This is a genomic window from Nocardioides panacisoli, assembly GCF_039537325.1.
Taxonomy (GTDB): domain Bacteria; phylum Actinomycetota; class Actinomycetes; order Propionibacteriales; family Nocardioidaceae; genus Nocardioides; species Nocardioides panacisoli.
The window spans coordinates 313993-330771 of sequence record NZ_BAABAH010000001.1 but is presented as its reverse complement, the minus strand read 5'-3'; the positions used below and the strand labels follow the sequence as shown (position 1 = coordinate 330771).

Annotated in this window: 18 protein-coding genes and 1 riboswitch; of the genes, 8 read left to right on the top strand and 10 right to left on the bottom strand. The window is 71.7% G+C overall.

Annotation, left to right across the window (positions count from 1 at the left end):
* Positions 1-13: 13 nt before the first annotated feature.
* Positions 14-1297: a threonine synthase gene (gene thrC / locus ABD709_RS01650; protein WP_344772033.1), complete on the bottom strand. Its 1284-nt coding sequence runs from the start codon at positions 1295-1297 to the stop codon at positions 14-16.
* An 11-nt stretch (positions 1298-1308) separates the two neighbouring features.
* Positions 1309-1449: riboswitch (SAM riboswitch) on the bottom strand.
* Positions 1450-1609: 160 nt separating this feature from the next.
* Here thrC and ABD709_RS01645 point away from each other — a divergent pair.
* Together ABD709_RS01645 and ABD709_RS01640 are read left to right on the top strand one after the other, a co-directional pair.
* Positions 1610-1987 (top strand): YciI family protein, encoded by a 378-nt coding sequence (locus ABD709_RS01645; protein ID WP_344772032.1) that lies wholly within the window; start codon positions 1610-1612, stop codon positions 1985-1987.
* Complete coding sequence (locus tag ABD709_RS01640) at positions 1968-3224, top strand: RNA polymerase sigma factor (RefSeq protein WP_344772031.1); 1257 nt, start codon at positions 1968-1970, stop codon at positions 3222-3224. Before ABD709_RS01645 ends, ABD709_RS01640 begins: the two co-directional genes overlap by 20 nt.
* Positions 3225-3226: 2 nt before the next feature.
* On the opposite strand, the gene otsB is transcribed toward ABD709_RS01640, so the two are convergent.
* From otsB to ABD709_RS01625, 3 genes are read right to left on the bottom strand one after another with little or no spacing between them, the layout of a single operon-like run.
* Positions 3227-4075, bottom strand: coding sequence for a trehalose-phosphatase (gene otsB / locus ABD709_RS01635; protein ID WP_344772030.1), 849 nt, complete (start codon positions 4073-4075; stop codon positions 3227-3229).
* Between the two features lie 50 nt (positions 4076-4125).
* Complete coding sequence (locus tag ABD709_RS01630) at positions 4126-4680, bottom strand: LytR C-terminal domain-containing protein (RefSeq protein ID WP_344772029.1); 555 nt, start codon at positions 4678-4680, stop codon at positions 4126-4128.
* A gap of 4 nt (positions 4681-4684) precedes the next feature.
* Positions 4685-4984 (bottom strand): DUF3263 domain-containing protein, encoded by a 300-nt coding sequence (locus ABD709_RS01625; protein WP_344772028.1) that lies wholly within the window; start codon positions 4982-4984, stop codon positions 4685-4687.
* A gap of 71 nt (positions 4985-5055) precedes the next feature.
* Here ABD709_RS01625 and ABD709_RS01620 point away from each other — a divergent pair, with 71 nt between their 5' ends.
* From ABD709_RS01620 to ABD709_RS01610, 3 genes are read left to right on the top strand one after another with little or no spacing between them, the layout of a single operon-like run.
* The gene (locus ABD709_RS01620; RefSeq protein WP_344772027.1) at positions 5056-6066 is read left to right on the top strand and encodes a Gfo/Idh/MocA family protein; all 1011 of its coding nucleotides are present in this window, start codon (positions 5056-5058) and stop codon (positions 6064-6066) included.
* A gap of 45 nt (positions 6067-6111) precedes the next feature.
* Positions 6112-7545: an alpha,alpha-trehalose-phosphate synthase (UDP-forming) gene (locus ABD709_RS01615; protein ID WP_344772026.1), complete on the top strand. Its 1434-nt coding sequence runs from the start codon at positions 6112-6114 to the stop codon at positions 7543-7545.
* 30 nt (positions 7546-7575) lie between these two features.
* The gene (locus ABD709_RS01610; protein WP_344772025.1) at positions 7576-8826 is read left to right on the top strand and encodes an alpha/beta fold hydrolase; all 1251 of its coding nucleotides are present in this window, start codon (positions 7576-7578) and stop codon (positions 8824-8826) included.
* A 267-nt stretch (positions 8827-9093) separates the two neighbouring features.
* On the opposite strand, the gene ABD709_RS01605 is transcribed toward ABD709_RS01610, so the two are convergent.
* Entirely contained in the window at positions 9094-9375 is a 282-nt protein-coding gene (locus ABD709_RS01605) for a GNAT family N-acetyltransferase (protein ID WP_344772024.1), read from the bottom strand.
* Positions 9376-9443: 68 nt separating this feature from the next.
* Here ABD709_RS01605 and ABD709_RS01600 point away from each other — a divergent pair, with 68 nt between their 5' ends.
* Positions 9444-10106, top strand: a complete 663-nt coding sequence (locus ABD709_RS01600) for a uracil-DNA glycosylase (protein ID WP_344772304.1) — start codon at positions 9444-9446, stop codon at positions 10104-10106.
* 10 nt (positions 10107-10116) lie between these two features.
* Positions 10117-10920: a dioxygenase family protein gene (locus ABD709_RS01595; RefSeq protein ID WP_344772023.1), complete on the top strand. Its 804-nt coding sequence runs from the start codon at positions 10117-10119 to the stop codon at positions 10918-10920.
* A gap of 37 nt (positions 10921-10957) precedes the next feature.
* Here the strand turns inward: ABD709_RS01595 and ABD709_RS01590 are convergent, their stop codons facing one another.
* The 3 genes from ABD709_RS01590 to ABD709_RS01580 are packed head-to-tail and all read right to left on the bottom strand — an operon-like array spanning position 10958 to position 12859.
* The gene (locus tag ABD709_RS01590) at positions 10958-11896 is read right to left on the bottom strand and encodes a carbohydrate kinase family protein (protein ID WP_344772022.1); all 939 of its coding nucleotides are present in this window, start codon (positions 11894-11896) and stop codon (positions 10958-10960) included.
* Positions 11893-12573: a class II aldolase/adducin family protein gene (locus ABD709_RS01585; protein WP_344772021.1), complete on the bottom strand. Its 681-nt coding sequence runs from the start codon at positions 12571-12573 to the stop codon at positions 11893-11895. The genes ABD709_RS01590 and ABD709_RS01585 overlap by 4 nt, the downstream gene beginning before the upstream one ends.
* Positions 12574-12583: 10 nt before the next feature.
* Positions 12584-12859 carry a MerR family transcriptional regulator gene (locus ABD709_RS01580; protein ID WP_344772020.1) on the bottom strand — a complete coding sequence of 92 codons (276 nt, stop codon included), beginning with the start codon at positions 12857-12859 and terminating at the stop codon, positions 12584-12586.
* Positions 12860-12950: 91 nt separating this feature from the next.
* Here ABD709_RS01580 and ABD709_RS01575 point away from each other — a divergent pair, with 91 nt between their 5' ends.
* A complete protein-coding gene (locus ABD709_RS01575; protein ID WP_344772019.1) occupies positions 12951-13394 on the top strand; it encodes an Hsp20/alpha crystallin family protein in 444 nt (147 codons plus the stop codon).
* A gap of 80 nt (positions 13395-13474) precedes the next feature.
* Here the strand turns inward: ABD709_RS01575 and ABD709_RS01570 are convergent, their stop codons facing one another.
* Both ABD709_RS01570 and ABD709_RS01565 read right to left on the bottom strand, forming a co-directional pair.
* Complete coding sequence (locus ABD709_RS01570; protein ID WP_344772018.1) at positions 13475-15040, bottom strand: succinic semialdehyde dehydrogenase; 1566 nt, start codon at positions 15038-15040, stop codon at positions 13475-13477.
* A 7-nt stretch (positions 15041-15047) separates the two neighbouring features.
* Positions 15048-16706 (bottom strand): GMC family oxidoreductase, encoded by a 1659-nt coding sequence (locus ABD709_RS01565; RefSeq protein ID WP_344772017.1) that lies wholly within the window; start codon positions 16704-16706, stop codon positions 15048-15050.
* Positions 16707-16779 lie beyond the last annotated feature (73 nt).

Here is a 16779-nt window from a genome sequence, read left to right as displayed (position 1 = left end):
TGCTGCTGTCTCCTTAGATGCCGAGCGCCTGGAAGGCGTCGTACGTCGGTGCGATCGTCGCACGGGCGCCGACGGTGTCGGCGATCGCGTCGAGGGTCTTGAGGCCGTGGCCGGTGTTGATGACGACGGTCTCGAGCTCGGGGTCGAGCTGGCCGGTCTCGACCAGCTTCTTGAGGCAGCCGACGGTCGTGCCGCCCGCGGTCTCGGTGAAGATGCCCTCGGTCCGGGCGAGCAGCACGATGGCCGCGCGGACCTCGTCGTCGGTGATGTCCTCGACGGCGCCGCCGGTCTCCCGGCAGATGTCGAGGACGTAGATGCCGTCGGCCGGGTTGCCGATGGCGAGGCTCTTGGCGATGGTGTCCGGCTTGACCGGGCGGATCGCGTCGGTGCCGGTCTTGTAGGCGACCGAGACCGGCGAGCAGCCGGTGGCCTGCGCGCCGTACACCTTGTAGGGCTTGTCCTCGACCAGGCCGACCTTGATCAGCTCCTGGAAGGCCTTGTGCACCTTGGTGAGCTGGGAGCCGGAGGCGACCGGGATGACGATCTGGTCCGGAAGCCGCCAGCCGAGCTGCTCGGCGATCTCGTAGCCCAGGGTCTTGGAGCCCTCGGCGTAGTAGGGCCGGACGTTGACGTTCACGAACGCCCAGCCGTCCTCCTCGCCCGCGATCTCGGAGGCGAGCTTGTTCACGTCGTCGTAGTTGCCGTCGACGGCGACCAGGTTCTCGGTGTAGATCGCGGAGTTGACCTGCTTCGGCGTCTCCAGGTTGCTCGGGATGAAGACGACGGTCTTGATCCCGGCCCGGGCGCCAGCGGCGGCGACCGCGTTGGCCAGGTTGCCCGTCGACGGGCACGCGAAGACCTTCGCGTCGAGCTCGCGGGCGGCGCTGAGCGCGCACGCGACGACCCGGTCCTTGAAGGAGTTCGTCGGGTTGGTCGAGTCGTCCTTGACCCACAGCTTCGCGAGGCCGAGCTCGGCGGCGAGGTTGTTCGCCTTGAGGAGCCGGGTGAAGCCGGGCTCCATGTTCGGGCTCTGCTCGATGTCCGCCGGCACCGGCAGCAGCGCCTTGTAGCGCCAGATGTTGCGGGGGCCGGCCTCGATCTCCTCGCGGGTCACCCGCGGGAACTCGTAGGCGATCTCCAGCGGGCCGAAGCACTCCGGGCACGCGTAGAACGGGCCGAGGTCGACCCGGTGACCGCACTCCCGACAGGAGAGGGCGACGGCGTGGCCGAACGCGCCCTCGCGCAGCCCGGATCGGGCGGTGGTGTCGGACTCGACCTCTGTCACGACGGCGCTCATGGGGGTCCTCCTTCTCATCTGTCCCGGTGCGTCCGTCGCGCCGGGCCGGATTTGGCACCGTCTCCACGACTGCCGCCGCTGGTGCGGCAGGAGGCTCGTGGCGGTTGCCGGGACTTCGTCGGGCCGTATCCCTCAGTCCCTCTGGATGAGCGGTCCTCAACTTATCGGGCGGCCCTCGCGGCGCCGAATCGAAATCCCGGCATCCGAGACGGACGTCCGGATGTCGAGATGGTCGCGGTGGGTTGTCGATCCGGCCCGGGGTCCGGAGTCATCCCGATGACAGAACACCTCCACAGCGGAAGGATCACCATCATGACCCAGTACGCCGTCCTCCTCCCCGGCGACGAGAGCACGTGGGAGAACGCCACGCCCGAGCAGCGGGCCGAGATGTACGAGCGACACGGCGAGTTCGCGCGCGTCCTCGCCGAGCGCGGCCACAAGGTCACCGGCGGTGCCGAGCTGACCCACTCCCGGACCACCCAGCAGGTGCGGAAGTCCGCCGGCGGCGACGTCCTCGTCACCGACGGCCCCTATGCCGAGACCGTCGAGCAGCTCACCGGCTTCTACACCGTCGAGACCGACGACCTCGACGACCTGCTCCAGGTCTGCGGCATCCTCGCGAACGCCGAGGGTGCCTCGATCGAGGTCCGGGAGGTCGTCGACCACAGCGGTGACGCAGGCATGTCGTGAGCCTCGGGAGGCGAGCCTGAGCGTCGACACCGCGCTCGAACAGGCGCTGCGCGACGAGTGGGGCCGGATCGTGGCCCTGCTCGTCGCGCACTTCCGCCGGCTCGACCTCGCCGAGGACGCACTCGCCGACGCGTTCGAGGCCGCGGCCCGGACCTGGCCGGAGACGGGGGTGCCCGCCAACCCGGCCGGCTGGCTGCTGACCACGTCCCGACGCCGGGCGCTGGACCGGTTGCGCTCCGAGCGGGTCCTGGCCCGGTCGATGCCGCTGCTCGAGGTCGAGGCGGACCTCGCGCAGGACGCGCAGCGGGTGCTGGTCGACCCCGGCGACGAGCTCCGGGACGAACGGCTCCGGCTGGTCCTCCTGTGCACCCACCCACGGCTCTCCCGTGAGGCCGCGGCCGCGCTGACCCTGCGGCTGGTCCTCGGCGTGCCGACGCCGGAGGTCGCCCGGCTCTTCCTCCAGTCCCCCGCCACGATGGCGGCCCGGCTCACCCGGGCGCGCAAGAAGCTGGCCGGCGAGCGGCTCGGGGTGCCGTCCGGGTCCGACCTCACCGATCGGGTCGCGCGGGTCGCGGACGTCGCCTACCTCGCGTTCACGGCCGGCTACGCGCCCGGCACCGGTCCGGACGTCGTCCGGGCCGATCTCGCGGGAGAGGCGATCCGGCTGGTCCGGGCGCTCCGCTCGCTGCTGCCGTACGACGACCCGGAGCTCGACGCCCTGCAGGCCCTGATGCTCCTCCAGCACGCGCGCCGCGCCGCCCGCGTGAGCGGGGACCGCCTGGTGCTGCTGCCCGACCAGGACCGGTCGCTGTGGCGGCAGGAGGAGATCGGCGAGGCGCTGACACTGCTGGCGCCGCTCGCGGTCGGGGCGCCGGCGCCGTACCTCCTCCAGGCGCTGATCGCCGCCGAGCACGCGATCGCGGCGTCGGCGGAGGACACGGCGTGGGACAGGATCGTGGCGCGCTACGACGAGCTGCTGACGCTGGGCGACTCGCCCGTCGTCCGGCTCAACCGCGCCGTCGCACTCGCCGAGGCGCGCGGCCCGGAGGCGGGCCTCGACGCCCTCGCCGGCCTCGCCGTGCCGGGGCACCGGCTCCCCGCCGTCCGCGCGCAGCTCCTCGCCCGGACCGGCGACCACGCCGGCGCGCGGACGGCGTACGACACCGCGATCGCGCTCTGCGCGAACGAGGTCGAGCTGGCCGTGCTCCGCGAGCAGCGGGCCGCCCTCGGTGCGTGAGGTCAGGCGACGCGCGCGCTGCGGGCGTCGGCGGTGAGCCGTCGCAGCAGGTCGAGCACGCCCTCGGGGCCGCGCACGACGACGTCGGATAGCGACATCAGGGCGCTCTCCTCGTTGGACGCCGAGCACACCCGCAGCGTCGCGAGGCCCCGGCCCGCGAGATCGTCGACGGCGTCGAACGCCTCGATGTCACCGAGGTCGTCGCCCGCGAACAGGAACCCCTGCGCAGCGGTCTCCTCCGCGATCCGCTCCACGACCATCCCCTTGTGCGAGCCCGCCGAGCGCACCTCGATCACGGAGCGGCCGGGCTCCACGACCAGCTCGTGCCGCGCCGCCAGCTCCTTCAACGGCTCGAGCAGGTCCCGGAACGCCTGGTCGGGGTCGTCCAGCCGCCGCGTGTGCACCGCGATCGCGAGCCCCTTGTCCTCGACGTAGGCCTCCGAGAGGCCGGCCCGCCGGAGCACCCGTGGGAGCTCCCGCTCGAAGGTCGCGAGCCCGCGCGGCGGCCGGGGGGCGACGATCCGGCGGTGCGTCGAGGTCCAGCGCTCGTTGCCGTACTGCCCGAAGACGAAGAGCTCCTTGCCGACGGCGGCGATCGCGTCCCCGACGTCCTCGAGCCCACCGAGGTCGAGGGCCTGGCGTGCCGGCCGGCCGGTGATGACCGCGATCGCGGCGATCTCCCCCGCCAGGTCGACCAGCACCTCGCTGGCGTCAGGGTGGATGTGGGCGCGGGTCGGGTCGTCGACGATCGGGGCCAGGGTGCCGTCGAAGTCGAGCCCGACGACGGTGTGCGGGGCGACGCGGACCAGGTCCGCGTAGCGATGCTCACCCTCCGTCGACGAGAACTGCACGAGAACACCCAATCACGGGTGACCCCGTCAGGGCACGGTCGGCCGTGGAATCAGCCCAGGGCCCCGGTCAGGATGACCGTCAGGTTGTCGGTGCTCATGTCGCTGTCGGTGTCGGCCGGGAGCACCCGCTGGATCCCCAGGTCGAGCGCCAGCTGGCGGCCCTCGCGCTTCATCCCGTCCGGGTAGTAGACGGTGGTCGCGGGCACGCTGCCGTACCAGTTGTCGGCGGCCAGCCCGTTCCAGCCGATGTCGTCGACCTTCGCCAGGACCTCGCCGGCGAGCCCGGCGACGGTGGTGTTGTTGTAGACGTTGACGCCGACCTGGTCCTTCTGGATCGGCGGCGGCGGCGTCCTGGTCGGCTCCTCGGTCGGGCTGCTCGCCGGGTCGGAGGCGTCGTCGGAGGCGCCGTCGGTCGGGTCGGAGGAGCCGGACGCGCTGCCGCTCGGGGTGGACTCCTGGGACGCCTGGGTGATCTCGCGCTCGGTCGGCTGGTCGCCGCGGGTCACGAAGAACGTCACGGCCGCCACCGCGAGGACCACGATGCTGAACAGCACGACCGGCGAGGGCAGCACCGCCCCTCGCTCGTTCCGACGCAGCGCAGCCATCGGCTCAGATCTCGAAGCCGAGCCGCCGCGCGGACCGCTGGCGCTGGCGCTGCGAGCGGAGGCGCCGGAGCCGGCGTACGAGCAGCGGGTCGGCCTCCAGGGCCTCCGGGCGGTCGATGAGCGCGTTGAGGACCTGGTAGTAGCGGGTCGAGCTCATGTCGAACTTGTCGCGAACGGCGGTCTCCTTGGCGCCGGCGTACTTCCACCACTGGCGCTCGAACTCGAGGATCTCGCGGTCCCGGTCGCTGAGTGCGGACGACTCCGGGGCCGCGGCCTCCCCTTGGCTGCTCCGCTGGGTCTCCATGGCACCCATGGTAGACGCCGAATCACACGAGTGTCATTCCCACGCCGGAACGGGGCACTAGGGTCGGGCACGTGAGCCAGACGACGGTCCGCTGGGGGATCATCGCACCGGGCGCGATCGCGAGCGTCTTCGCGCAGGACCTCGCGCAGGTGCCGGGCGCCGAGATCACGGCGGTCGCCTCGCGGTCCCGGGAGCGGGCGGCGGACTTCGTCCGGGGCCACGCGCTCCGCGCGAACGCGTACGGCGACTACGGCGCGCTGGTCGCGGACCCCGACGTCGACGTGGTGTACGTCGCCTCGCCCCACGCTCTGCACCTGGAGCAGGCGACGCTCTCGCTCGCGGCCGGCAAGCACGTGCTCTGCGAGAAGCCGCTGACCCTCGACCGGCCCTCGGCCGAGGGCCTGCTCGCCTCGGCCCGTGCGCACGACCGGTTCCTGATGGAGGCGATGTGGAGCGCGTGCCACCCGGTGTGGCGCGACCTGGCGGCCCGGCTGCGGGCCGGCGACTTCGGCACGCCGCGGCACCTCGCGGCCGACCTCTCCTTCCTCGCCGGCGTCGGCCGGGAGCACCGGCTGCGCAACCCCGCGCTCGGTGGCGGGGCGCTGCTCGACATCGGGATCTACCCGCTGACCTTCGCCCACGTGATGCTCGGGGAGGCGCTCGAGCTGCGGGCGACCGGCGTGCTCGACCCCGAGTCGGAGGGCGCCGGGGTGGACCTCGACGTCGCGATCGCGGGCCGCTACCCGGGCGAGGTGCTCGCGGAGCTGCGGACGAGCCTGACGTCCTACTCCCCCTGCACCGCGACCATCACCACCGACGAGGGCTGGATCGAGGTGCCCGGCGACTTCCACTTCCCGCCGCACTTCACCTTCCACCGCAAGAGCTCGCGCACCAGCCCGCCGGAGCCGGTGCGCTTCGAGCCGGCGACGCCGATCATCGGCGTCGGCTACGGCAACGAGGTCGCGCACGTGGGCGACTGCCTGCGCGCGGACCTGCGGGAGTCGCCGTGGGTCCCCCACGAGCAGACCCTCACGATCCTCGGCCAGATCGACGACCTGCGGGCGCAGGTCGCGGCTCGCTGACGATCACAGCGCTCGCACCGCACAGCACTCACATAGGCTGCTCCCGTGGGCCACGACCTGGTGATCGTCGCGAACAGGCTCCCCGTCGACCGCGTCACGACGCCGTCCGGGGAGACCACGTGGCGGCGCTCGCCCGGCGGGCTGGTCGCGGCGATCGAGCCGGTCATGCGCACCCACGGAGGCGGGGTCTGGATCGGCTGGCCGGGCGGCACCGACCAGGACATGGAGCCGTTCGAGGACGACGGCCTGTCCCTGGTGCCGATGGCGATGACCGAGCAGGAGATCGAGGAGTACTACGAGGGCTTCTCCAACGGAACGCTCTGGCCGCTCTACCACGACGTCGTCGCCAAGCCCGAGTTCCACCGCGAGTGGTGGGACGCCTACCAGTCGGTGAACAAGCGCTTCGCCGAGAAGGCGGCCGAGCTCGCGGCCAAGAACGCGACGGTCTGGGTGCACGACTACCAGCTGCAGCTGGTGCCGCAGTACCTCCGCGACCTGCGGCCCGACCTCAAGATCGGCTTCTACCTGCACATCCCGTTCCCGCCGGGCGAGCTGTTCCAGCAGCTGCCCTGGCGCCGGCAGATCCTCGAGGGCCTGCTCGGCGCCGACCTGGTCGGGTTCCAGCTGCCCGGTGCCGCGCAGAACTTCGTCCGCCTGGTGCGGCAGCGGGTCGGGCACAAGACCCACCGCGACCTGGTCTACCTCCCCGACGGGCGGTCGGTCCGCGCAGCCGCGTTCCCCATCTCGATCGACGCCGCCGGGTTCGAGGAGCTCGCCCAGTCCGACGCGGTCACCGACCGGGCCAAGGCGATCCGCGAGGCGCTCGGCAACCCGACCAAGGTCTTCCTCGGCATCGACCGGCTCGACTACACCAAGGGCATCTACGCCCGGCTCCGCGCCTACAGCGAGCTGATCCGCGACGGGCACTTCGACGTCGAGGACGCCGTCTTCGTGCAGGTCGCGGTGCCCTCGCGCGAGCAGGTCGAGCAGTACCGGATCCTGCGCGACGAGATCGACCGGCTGGTCGGCCGGATCAACGGCGACCTCGGCCGGATCGGGCGTCCGGCGATCAGCTACCTGCACACGTCCTACCCGCGCGAGGAGATGGCGGCTCTCTACCGGGCCGCCGACATCATGGTCGTGACGCCGTACCGCGACGGGATGAACCTCGTGGCCAAGGAGTACGTCGCCTGCCGCGTCGAGGAGGACGGCGCCCTCGTGCTCTCGGAGTTCGCCGGCGCCGCCGACGAGCTCCGCCAGGCGTGGCTGGTCAACCCCTACGACATCAACGGGATGAAGGCCGCGCTGCTCGAGGCCTACGAGGCCGAGCCCAAGGAGGTCACCCGCCGGATGCGGGCGATGCGGAAGACGATCGCGCAGAACGACGTCAAGGCCTGGGCCAGCAGCTTCATGACCGAGCTGGAGGACGTCTCCGGCGTCGAGCACCAGAAGACGGTCCGGCCCGCGAACCGGTCGTAGGAACCGCTCCGGAAGCGTTAGGTTTCGCCCATGGAACTGGTGCCGCGCCCCAAGGCTCCCAAGCTGCCGGCGCTCCCCGGCGTGCCGGGCCTCCCCGGCCCGGACCAGGTGGTCGCCGCCGCCAGCAACGTCGCGCACAAGATGCTGTACGGCGGCCTCGCCGACCTGCGTCCGATGCCCCGCACCCTGATCGACGACGGGACCCTCCGCGAGGTCTACCACTACCGGCCGGCGGGGACCGTCAAGGAGACCGGCGACCCGATGCTGCTGGTGACGCCGCTGGCGGCGCCGGCGATCTGCTACGACCTGCGGCGCGGGTGCTCGCTGGTGGAGCACTTCGTCACCGGCGGGCGGCCGACGTACCTCCTGGAGTACGGCGAGGTGTCGTTCCGCGACCGCAACCTCGGCATCGAGCACTGGGTCGACGAGGTCGTGCCGACTGCGATCAAGGTCGTGTCCGAGCACGCCGGCGGGCGGCCGGTGCACGTGATCGGCTGGAGCCTCGGCGGCATCTTCGCGCTCCTGACGGCCGCGGACTCCCCCGACCTGCCGATCGCCTCGCTGACCGTCGTCGGGTCGCCGATCGACGTGTCGCTGGTCCCGCTCGTCGCGCCGCTGCGGCCGCTGCTGAACTGGTTCAACGGCCGCGGGCCGATCACCAAGGGCTACCAGCTGCTCGGCGGCGCCCCGAAGCCGATCGTCAAGTGGGCCTTCCAGCTCTCGTCGTTCCAGAAGCTGGTCACCAAGCCGCTGGCCATCGCCAGCCACCTCGACGACGCGGAGTTCCTCGCGCAGATCGAGGCCGTCGACCGGTTCACCGAGAACATGATCGCCTACCCCGGCCGGACGTTCGGGCAGCTCTACCACCGCTTCGCCAAGGGCAACCAGCTCGCGATCGGGACCTTCGAGCTCGACGACCGGACCATCGACCTGGCGAACGTGCGGCAGCCGGTGCTGGCCTTCGGCGGCTCCGTCGACGGGATCGCCCCGGTGCCGGCGGTGCGCGCCGTGGTGCCGCTGCTGACCGGCTCGCCGGAGGTCCGCTTCGAGGTGGTCCCGGGCGGACACCTCGGGATGCTCACCGGGCGGGCCGCTCGCCGTACGACCTGGGTCGCGATGGACGAGTGGATCTCCCAGTGGTCCACGGACGCGAGCGAGCCGACAGAGCAGCCGGGGCAGGCGGGGAAGTCGGGATCGGCGCGCTCCGCCTCGACCCGGATCGGGACCAACCGCAGCCGGCGGCACTCCTCGGCCGCGTCGCGGGCGCTCAAGGCCAAGTGAGCCGCTGCCGATCGCTTCCGGGTCGTTAGTCCCAAAGGACTAGACGGTTCCGCCCGGCTGCCCGATCCGCAGACCCTGTCGCGGTCCGTAGATTCTCTTTCACCGACGCGGGACCACGGCCAGTGGCCGGAGGGAGCCCCCCGGGCCAGGCGCCTCTCTGAGGCTGCCGCCGGTGGTCCGACCGTGAGCCGTGGTCCGCGTCGGCGCTATGCCGCTGCATGCAGTCGATGGCGCCCCTGGGAGGGAGAGGGGCGCCATCACGCATTTCTAGGCGACCAGGTCCTGGTAGTCCTCGTGCTTCTCGATCCAGCTCTTGAAGAACGGGCAGGTCGGCACGACCCGGTCGCCGGACGCGCGCACCTCGTCGAGCGCCGCGCGCACCAGCGTGCTGCCGATGCCGTGTCCCTCGAACGCGTCGTCCACCTCGGTGTGGCGGAACTCGACGACGCCTGGGCGGACGACGTACTCGGCGAAGCCGGCGATCGTGCCGTCGTCGGTCGTGATCTCGAAGCGGCTGCGTTCCTCGTTGCGGGTCACGGTGGTCTCCATGACGCCAAGGTAATGGCCTAGCGTCTGGACCCGTGAGCACGCTGGCGGGCCTGGTCGACAAGGGACTGATGGCGCCGGACTGGGCGGAGGCGCTCGCTCCGGTGGAGGAGCGGATCGCCGCGATGGGCCGGTTCCTGCGGGAGGAGGTCGCCGCGGGACGCGGCTACCTGCCTGCCGGCGACCGCGTGTTCCGCGCCTTCGCGCGGCCGCTCGCGGACGTCCGGGTGCTCATCGTCGGGCAGGACCCCTATCCGCGGCCGGCCCACCCGATCGGTCTGAGCTTCGCCGTCGAGCGGCACGTGCGGCCGCTGCCGCCGAGCCTGGTGAACATCTACCAGGAGCTCGCGAGCGACGTCGGCGTCGCCGTCCCCGGGCACGGCGACCTGACCGCGTGGAGCGACCAGGGCGTGATGCTTCTCAACAGAGTGCTGACCGTGACCCCGAACCAGTCCAACTCCCACCGCGGGAAGGGCTGGGAGCACGTCACGGCCTGCGCGATCGAGGCGTTGGTCCGGCGGGCCGAGGCGGGAGCGCCGCTGGCCGCGATCCTCTGGGGCAGCGACGCGCGCGGGCTCAAGCAGCACCTCGGCCCGATCCCTGCCGTCGAGTCCCCGCACCCCTCGCCGCTGTCGGCGTACCGCGGGTTCTTCGGGTCGCGGCCCTTCAGCCGGGTCAACGAGCTGCTGGTCGAGCGCGGCGGCGCTCCCGTCGACTGGTCCATCCCGGAATAAAGTTGAATCTTTGACCATTGAGGTGACCATGACCGAGCCGTACGCCGACCGGATGCCTGCGCTCTACATCGGGCACGGGGCGCCGCCGCTGCTCGACGACCCGCTGTGGTCCGGCCAGCTGGCCGCCTGGGCACAGGACCTGCCGCGCCCCAAGGCGATCCTGATCGTCAGCGCCCACTGGGAGTCGGCACCGGTCTCGCTGACCGCCAGCGGCGCGCCGCTGGTCTACGACTTCGGCGGGTTCGACCCGAAGTACTACCGGATGACCTACGAGACTCCCGACGCCTCGGCGCTGGCGCAGCGGATCGCCGCGGTGATGCCGGACACCGAGCCGGTCCACCAGCACGTGTCGCGCGGGCTCGACCACGGCGCGTGGGTGCCGCTGCGGATCATGTACCCCGAGGCCGACATCCCGGTGCTGCAGATGTCGCTGCCCACCCAGGACCCGGCGCGGCTGCTCCGGCTCGGCGAGCGGCTCCGGCCGCTGCGCGACGAGGGCGTGCTCATCATCGGCTCCGGCTTCCTGACCCACGGGCTGCCGTTCCTCAAGGAGTTCCGGATCGACGCCGAGGCACCGGGCTGGTCCCGGGACTTCGACGCCTGGGCCGCCGAGGCGCTGACCACCGGCGACGTGGACACGCTGGCGTCGTACGCCACCAGGGCGCCGGGCATGCCCTACGCCCACCCCACCGTCGAGCACTACACGCCGCTCTTCGTCACCCTCGGCGCCGCCACCGACCCCTCCACCCCCGGCCTGCAGGTCATCGACGGCTTCTGGATGGGCCTCTCCAAGCGCAGCCTCCAGGTCGCCTGACGCCGAGTCGGCTCAAGCTTGAGCCGACTCGGCGATCTCAGGCTTGAGTTTCTGCCGACTCGGCGAAGGCGAGGACCACGTCGAGGTCGTAGCTGCCGTGGTCGGTGCCGACGCCCTGGGCGACCTGGGCCGCGGTGGCGCACCCGAGGCGCGCGGCGGAGGCGAGGTCGTGGCCGAGCGAGAGGCCCCGGAGGAACCCGGCCGAGAACGCGTCGCCGCACCCGGTCGTGTCGATCACGTCGATCGCGAACGCCGGGACCTCGTGGCTCTCGTCGGAGGTGACGACGAGCGCGCCCTTCGCGCCCTGGGTGACCGCGACGCACCCGGCGCCGGCGTCGACCAGCGCGCGAGCGCCCTCGTTCAGGGTGGGTGCGCCGGTGAAGCCGAGCACCTGCTCGTCGTTCGGCAGCAGGTAGTCGGCGTGCGGGAGGCAGTCGGCGATCCAGGCGAGCATGTCCGGGTCCCCCGGAGCGAGTACGTCGACCGAGGTCGTGCACCCCAGCTCGTGCGCGGCGGCGAGCAGCTCCCCGGCCGCAGGCCCGCCGAGGAACTCCGGCCCGCCGAGGTGGACGTGCGTGAGCCCCGGCACCGAGGAGAGGTCGATGTCGTCGAGGGTGAGCGTCCCGTTCGCGCCGACGACGTGCCACGCGGGCCGGTCGCCGTTCGGCCGCACGGGCAGCACCGATGCCGACGTCTGCTGGTCGCCGCGCCGTACCAGCCGGCTGACGTCGAGCCCCTCGCGCTCGAGCAGGGCGAGCAGCGTGTCGCCGACCGGGTCGGACCCGATCGCGCCGATCGAGTGCACGTCGGCGCCCAGCCGACGCAGGACCACCCCGGTCCCGCCGGCAGTCCCGGCGGGCGACATCCGGATCGTGTCGACCAGCTGCCCGTCCGATCCCTCCGGGATCGACTCCACCCGGAGCACGTGGGTGTCGAGGACGTGCACCCCGACGGCGGCGACGGTCATCTGGCTCATGCTGTTCCTTCCGCGGACGGTCTGGTCCTCCCGTAGCTGCGCGCGATCGCGGCCTCGATCACCGCGGCCTGCTGCGCCTCGTCGAGGACGCGCGGCTCACCGAGCCGGCTCGCGTTGACGTACAGCCGCGCGCACCACTCGAGCAGCAGCGCGCCGTCGACCGCCGCGCCGAGATCGGCCGCATGGTTCACGGCACCGTGGTTGGCCATCAGCGCCGCGCTCCGGCCCTCGAGCGCGGCGGCCACGTGGGCGGCGAGCTCGGGCGTGCCGAACGTGGCGTACGGCGCCACGCGCACCTCTCCCCCGAGCAGCAGCTGCTGGTAGTGCAGCACCGGGAGGACGTCGACGGCGCACGCGACCGCCGTCGCGTACGGCGCATGCGTGTGCACGATCGCGCCGGCGCCGCCGGACGCGTAGACCGCCCGATGGAGGTCGAGCTCCGAGGTCGGCGCAAGGTCTCCGGCAACGACGGCACCCGCCGCGTCGACGACGCTGATGTGCTCGACGGCGCACTCCCCCAGCACGACGCCGGTCGCGGTCACCGCCACCAGGTCGGTCCCGGGCAGCCGGGCGCTCACGTTGCCCGCCGTCCCGATCAGCAAGCCCTCGGCGGCCAGCCGGCGGGCCGCCGCCGCCACGTCGTCGCGGACGTCGTCGAACGCGGCATCGGTCGGCACGCCGCCGACCCTAGCCGCGCCGACGGAGCCGCGCTCGCAACCGCGCCACCTCGTCCTCGAGCTCGAGGACTCGCCGGATGCCGGCGAGGTTGAGGCCCTCGGCGAGGAGGTCGCGGACGCGGTGCAGCCGCTCGATGTCCTGCTCGGAGTAGAGCCGGGTCCCGCCGGCGCTCCGGGTGGGCTCGACCAGCCCCCGGCGCTCGTAGACGCGGAGGTTCTGGATCTCCATCGACACGAGCTCGGCCGCGACGGAGATCGCGAAGACCCCGCGTGCCTGGTCCGCCACTTCCTGCCTTTCGCCTCTTGAATCCTGGAAACAGATTATCTATAACAGTCAATACAGATCAACCACCCCGAGACACTCCGAGGAGGACACCATGTTGCTGCGTTCCACCGATCCGTTCCGTGACTTCGACCGTCTGACCCAGCAGCTGCTGGGCTCCTCGCTGGGCACCACCAACCGGCCGGCGGTCATGCCGATGGACGCCTGGCGGGAGGGCGACCGGTTCGTCATCGAGTTCGACCTCCCGGGCATCAACCCGGAGAGCATCGACATCGACGTCGAGCGCAACGTGCTGACGGTCCGGGCCGAGCGCGTCGCCGGCAACGGCGACTGGCAGCGGCTCGCGTCCGAGCGCGTGCACGGCCAGTTCAGCCGCCAGCTCGTGCTGGGCGACAACCTCGACCTCGACCGTATCGAGGCCGGCTACGACAACGGCGTGCTGCGCCTGGTCGTCCCGGTCGCCGAGAGGGCGAAGCCGCGGAAGGTCCAGATCGCCGGCGTGCAGCCTGCGAACCAGACCGAGGCCATCGAGGCCTGAGCCGCCGGATCGCCGAGTCGGCTCAAGCTTGAGCCGACTCGGCGTCGTTCGTCCTGAGTTTCTGCCGGCTCGGCGAGGAGTCAGCGGACGCGGAGCCGCTTCATCAGCTTCAGCGAGCTGAGCATCTGCTTGACGTAGGCGTCGTACTCCTGGCCCGGGCGGGGGCCCATCACCTGCTTCTTCAGCACCGCGACGTTCTTGACGTCGGTGTACTTCAGCAGGCCCTGGTCGCCGTGGCGGGCGCCGACCCCGGAGTTCTTCACGCCGCCGGACGGCGTGCCCTTGGAGGCGTACGCCGTCGCGAGGCCGTCGTTGATGTTCACGTTGCCGGACTCGATCCGGGCGGCGACGGCCTCAGCGCGGCAGATGTCGGAGGACCAGACCGAGGCGTTGAGGCCGTAGTCGGTGTCGTTGGCGAGCGCGACGGCCTCGTCGACGGTCCGGTAGCGGTGCAGCGCGACGACCGGGCCGAACGTCTCGGTCTGCCCGGCGAGCATGTCCTTGGTGACGCCCTCGAGCACGGTCGGCTCGAAGAACGCGGGGCCGAGGTCCGGCCGCTCGCGGCCGCCGGTGAGCACGGTCGCGCCCTTCGCGACGGCGTCGGCGACGTGCGAGGCGACGCGATCCTTGTGGTCGACGGAGACCAGCGAGCCGATCTCCGGCCCGAAGTCGTACGCCGCCCCGATCTCGAGGCCCGCGGCAGCCTTCACCAACGCCTCGCGCAGCTCGTCGTAGCGCGACTCGGGCAGGTAGATCCGCTCGATGTGCATGCAGATCTGCCCGGTGTTGCCGAAGACGGCGAACAGCGAGCCCTGCACCCACTCCTCAGCGTCGACGTCGTCGAGGACGACCATCGGGTTCTTGCCGCCCAGCTCGAGGCAGCAGCCGATCAGGTTCCGCCCGGCGCGCTCGCCGATGACCCGGCCGGTCGCGGTGGAGCCGGTGAACATGACGTAGTCGGCGTTGTCGATCAGGGTCGGACCGATGTCCGGGCCCTCCCCGCAGACGACCTGGAAGAGCCCCTTCGGCAGCCCGGCCTCCTCGAGCAGCGAGATGCCGTAGAGCGGCGACAGCGCCGTCTTGTTGTCGGGCTTCACGACGACGGCGTTGCCGGCCATGAGTGCCGGGATCGCGTCGGAGAGTCCGGTCGCGAACGGGAAGTTCCAGGGCGCGATGATCCCGACCACGCCCTTGGGCACGTGCACCTCGGTGGAGCTGGACAGGAACGGGACCGGGCCGCCCCGCTTCGTCGGCGCGAGCAGCTTGGCTGCGCGCTTGAGGTAGTGGCTGATGACCATCGGCGGGTCGCAGGTCTCCTCGATGGCCATCCGCCGGTTCTTGCCGCTCTCGACCTGGAGCAGGTCGGCGGTGGTCTGCGCGTTGTCGACCAGCAGCGCGTGCGCGCGGTCGAAGACCTCCAGCCGCTTCTTGACCGGCCACTCGGCCCACAGCTTCTGCGCGGCCCGGGCCTCGTGGAAGGCCCGCTCGATGTCGGCAGGGGTCGACTGCGGCAGCTCGACCACGACCTCGCCGGTGTAGACCTCGGTGAGCTTCCAGGTGGCGCCGGTCGACCCCGGCACCCGGGAGACGAGGCGCTCGAGGAGCTCGTCGGTGACGGACGCGGGACGTCGCAGCGGCGTGGTCATGGGGTGGTCAGGCCCTTCCCAGGATGAAGTCGGTCGCTCGCTCGCCGATCATGTAGCACGGCGCGTTGGTGTTGCCGCCGGTGATCGACGGCATGATCGAGGCGTCCGCGACCCGCAGCCCCTCGATCCCGCGGACCTTGAGGTCCGGGCCGACGACCGCGCGGTCGTCCACGCCCATCCGGCAGGTGCCGACGCCGTGGTAGACCGAGGTGGAGCGGATCTTCAGCGCCTCGCGCAGCTCCTTGCCCTGCACGCCCGCACCGGGGTGGATCTCCTCCTTGACGCCGCCGCCGAACGCGGCGCCCGCCATGATCTCGCGGATCATCTCGGTGCCCTCGGCGAGCACGGCGGCGTCGTCGGGCTCCTTGAAGTAGCCGTAGTCGATGAGCGGCGCGGCCAGCGGGTCGCTGCTCGCGAGCCGCAGCGTGCCCCGGCTGCGCGGGTAGATGAGCGTGGAGAAGACGGTCATCGCGGGCCGCGGGTCGACCTCGTGCCTGATCGGTGCGTCCTGGTTGGGGCTGACGTAGGCCCACGGGAGCATGTGCAGCTGCAGGTCCGGCGGGCCCGCCGGGTCGGCGTACGACGTCCGCACGAAGCCGACCGACTCGAAGACGGAGTTCGCGAGGAACGACGTACCGGGCCGCATCTTCTCCTTGAGCAGCCCCTTGCCGAAGTAGAGCGGCTTGCCGCGGTGGGTCACCGCGGGGACGTGGAAGGTCAGCGGGTGGAACAGGTGGTCGTGCAGGTTGTCGCCGACCGGGAGGTCTGCGACGACGTCGATGCCGAGGCTGGCGAGGTGGTCGGGGTGTCCGATGCCGGAGAGCATCAGCAGCTGCGGGCTGCCGATGAAGCCGGCCGCGACGATGACCTCCTTGCCGGCACGGATGAAGCGGCGGGTGGTGGCCTTGGTGCCGGTCTTGTCGAGGTCGGCGACCTCGACGCCGGTGGCGCGGCCGTTCTCGACGACCACCTTGGTCGCGTGCACCCGGGTCTGCACCTGCAGGTTGGGCTTGTCCTTGTTGAGGTTGTGGACGTAGCCGCGCGCGGAGGAGTAGCGCAGGCCGTCGGCAGCGTTCTGCTGCATCCGGGCGATGCCCTCCTGCTCGGCGGCGTTGTAGTCGTCGAGGATCTTCACGCCGAGGGTGTCGGCGGTCGACTGGATGAAGAGCTGGGTCGCGGCCTGCGGCGTCTTGGACCGGGTGATCCGGATCGGTCCGCCGGCGCCGCGGTAGGCGTTCTCGCCGTCCTCGAAGTCCTCGTAGCGCTTGAACGCCGGGTTGACCTCGTCGGCGCTCCAGCCGGTGTTGCCCTCGGCCGCCCACGAGTCGTAGTTGGCGCGGTTGCCGCGCACGTAGACCATGCCGTTGACCGAGCTCGACCCGCCCAGCACCTTGCCGCGGGGCGCCGGCATCCGGCGGCCGCCGAGGTTCTCCTGCGGGACCGAGTAGAAGCCCCAGTCGTTGCGCGCCTTGAGCTTGGGCTCGGCGTGCATCGGGCCGATCATGCCCGGGATCATCGTGAGCATCTGGTCGTCGGACTTGCCGGCCTCGAGCAGGATCACGCTCTCGCCCGCCTCGGCCAGCCGCCCGGCGATGATCGAGCCGGAGCTCCCCGAGCCGACCACCACGTAGTCGGCCTCGTTCGTGTACGACGGGCGCTTGGCCATGTGCGAGTCCCTTCCCTGTCCTACCAGCATCGCCCCACGAGCGGGACGGCCGACCAACTGTAACGCGTTCTAG

What these genes read in the sequence shown, in the direction of transcription:
- thrC (WP_344772033.1), bottom strand. Translation starts at nt 1,297, where the DNA reads ATGAGCGCCGTCGTGACAGAGGTCGAGTCCGACACCACCGCCCGATCC.
- ABD709_RS01645 (WP_344772032.1), top strand. Translation starts at nt 1,610, where the DNA reads ATGACCCAGTACGCCGTCCTCCTCCCCGGCGACGAGAGCACGTGGGAG.
- ABD709_RS01630 (WP_344772029.1), bottom strand. Translation starts at nt 4,680, where the DNA reads ATGGCTGCGCTGCGTCGGAACGAGCGAGGGGCGGTGCTGCCCTCGCCG.
- ABD709_RS01625 (WP_344772028.1), bottom strand. Translation starts at nt 4,984, where the DNA reads ATGGAGACCCAGCGGAGCAGCCAAGGGGAGGCCGCGGCCCCGGAGTCG.
- ABD709_RS01610 (WP_344772025.1), top strand. Translation starts at nt 7,576, where the DNA reads ATGGAACTGGTGCCGCGCCCCAAGGCTCCCAAGCTGCCGGCGCTCCCC.
- ABD709_RS01605 (WP_344772024.1), bottom strand. Translation starts at nt 9,375, where the DNA reads ATGGAGACCACCGTGACCCGCAACGAGGAACGCAGCCGCTTCGAGATC.
- ABD709_RS01600 (WP_344772304.1), top strand. Translation starts at nt 9,444, where the DNA reads ATGGCGCCGGACTGGGCGGAGGCGCTCGCTCCGGTGGAGGAGCGGATC.
- ABD709_RS01590 (WP_344772022.1), bottom strand. Translation starts at nt 11,896, where the DNA reads ATGAGCCAGATGACCGTCGCCGCCGTCGGGGTGCACGTCCTCGACACC.
- ABD709_RS01575 (WP_344772019.1), top strand. Translation starts at nt 12,951, where the DNA reads ATGTTGCTGCGTTCCACCGATCCGTTCCGTGACTTCGACCGTCTGACC.
- ABD709_RS01570 (WP_344772018.1), bottom strand. Translation starts at nt 15,040, where the DNA reads ATGACCACGCCGCTGCGACGTCCCGCGTCCGTCACCGACGAGCTCCTC.
- ABD709_RS01565 (WP_344772017.1), bottom strand. Translation starts at nt 16,706, where the DNA reads ATGGCCAAGCGCCCGTCGTACACGAACGAGGCCGACTACGTGGTGGTC.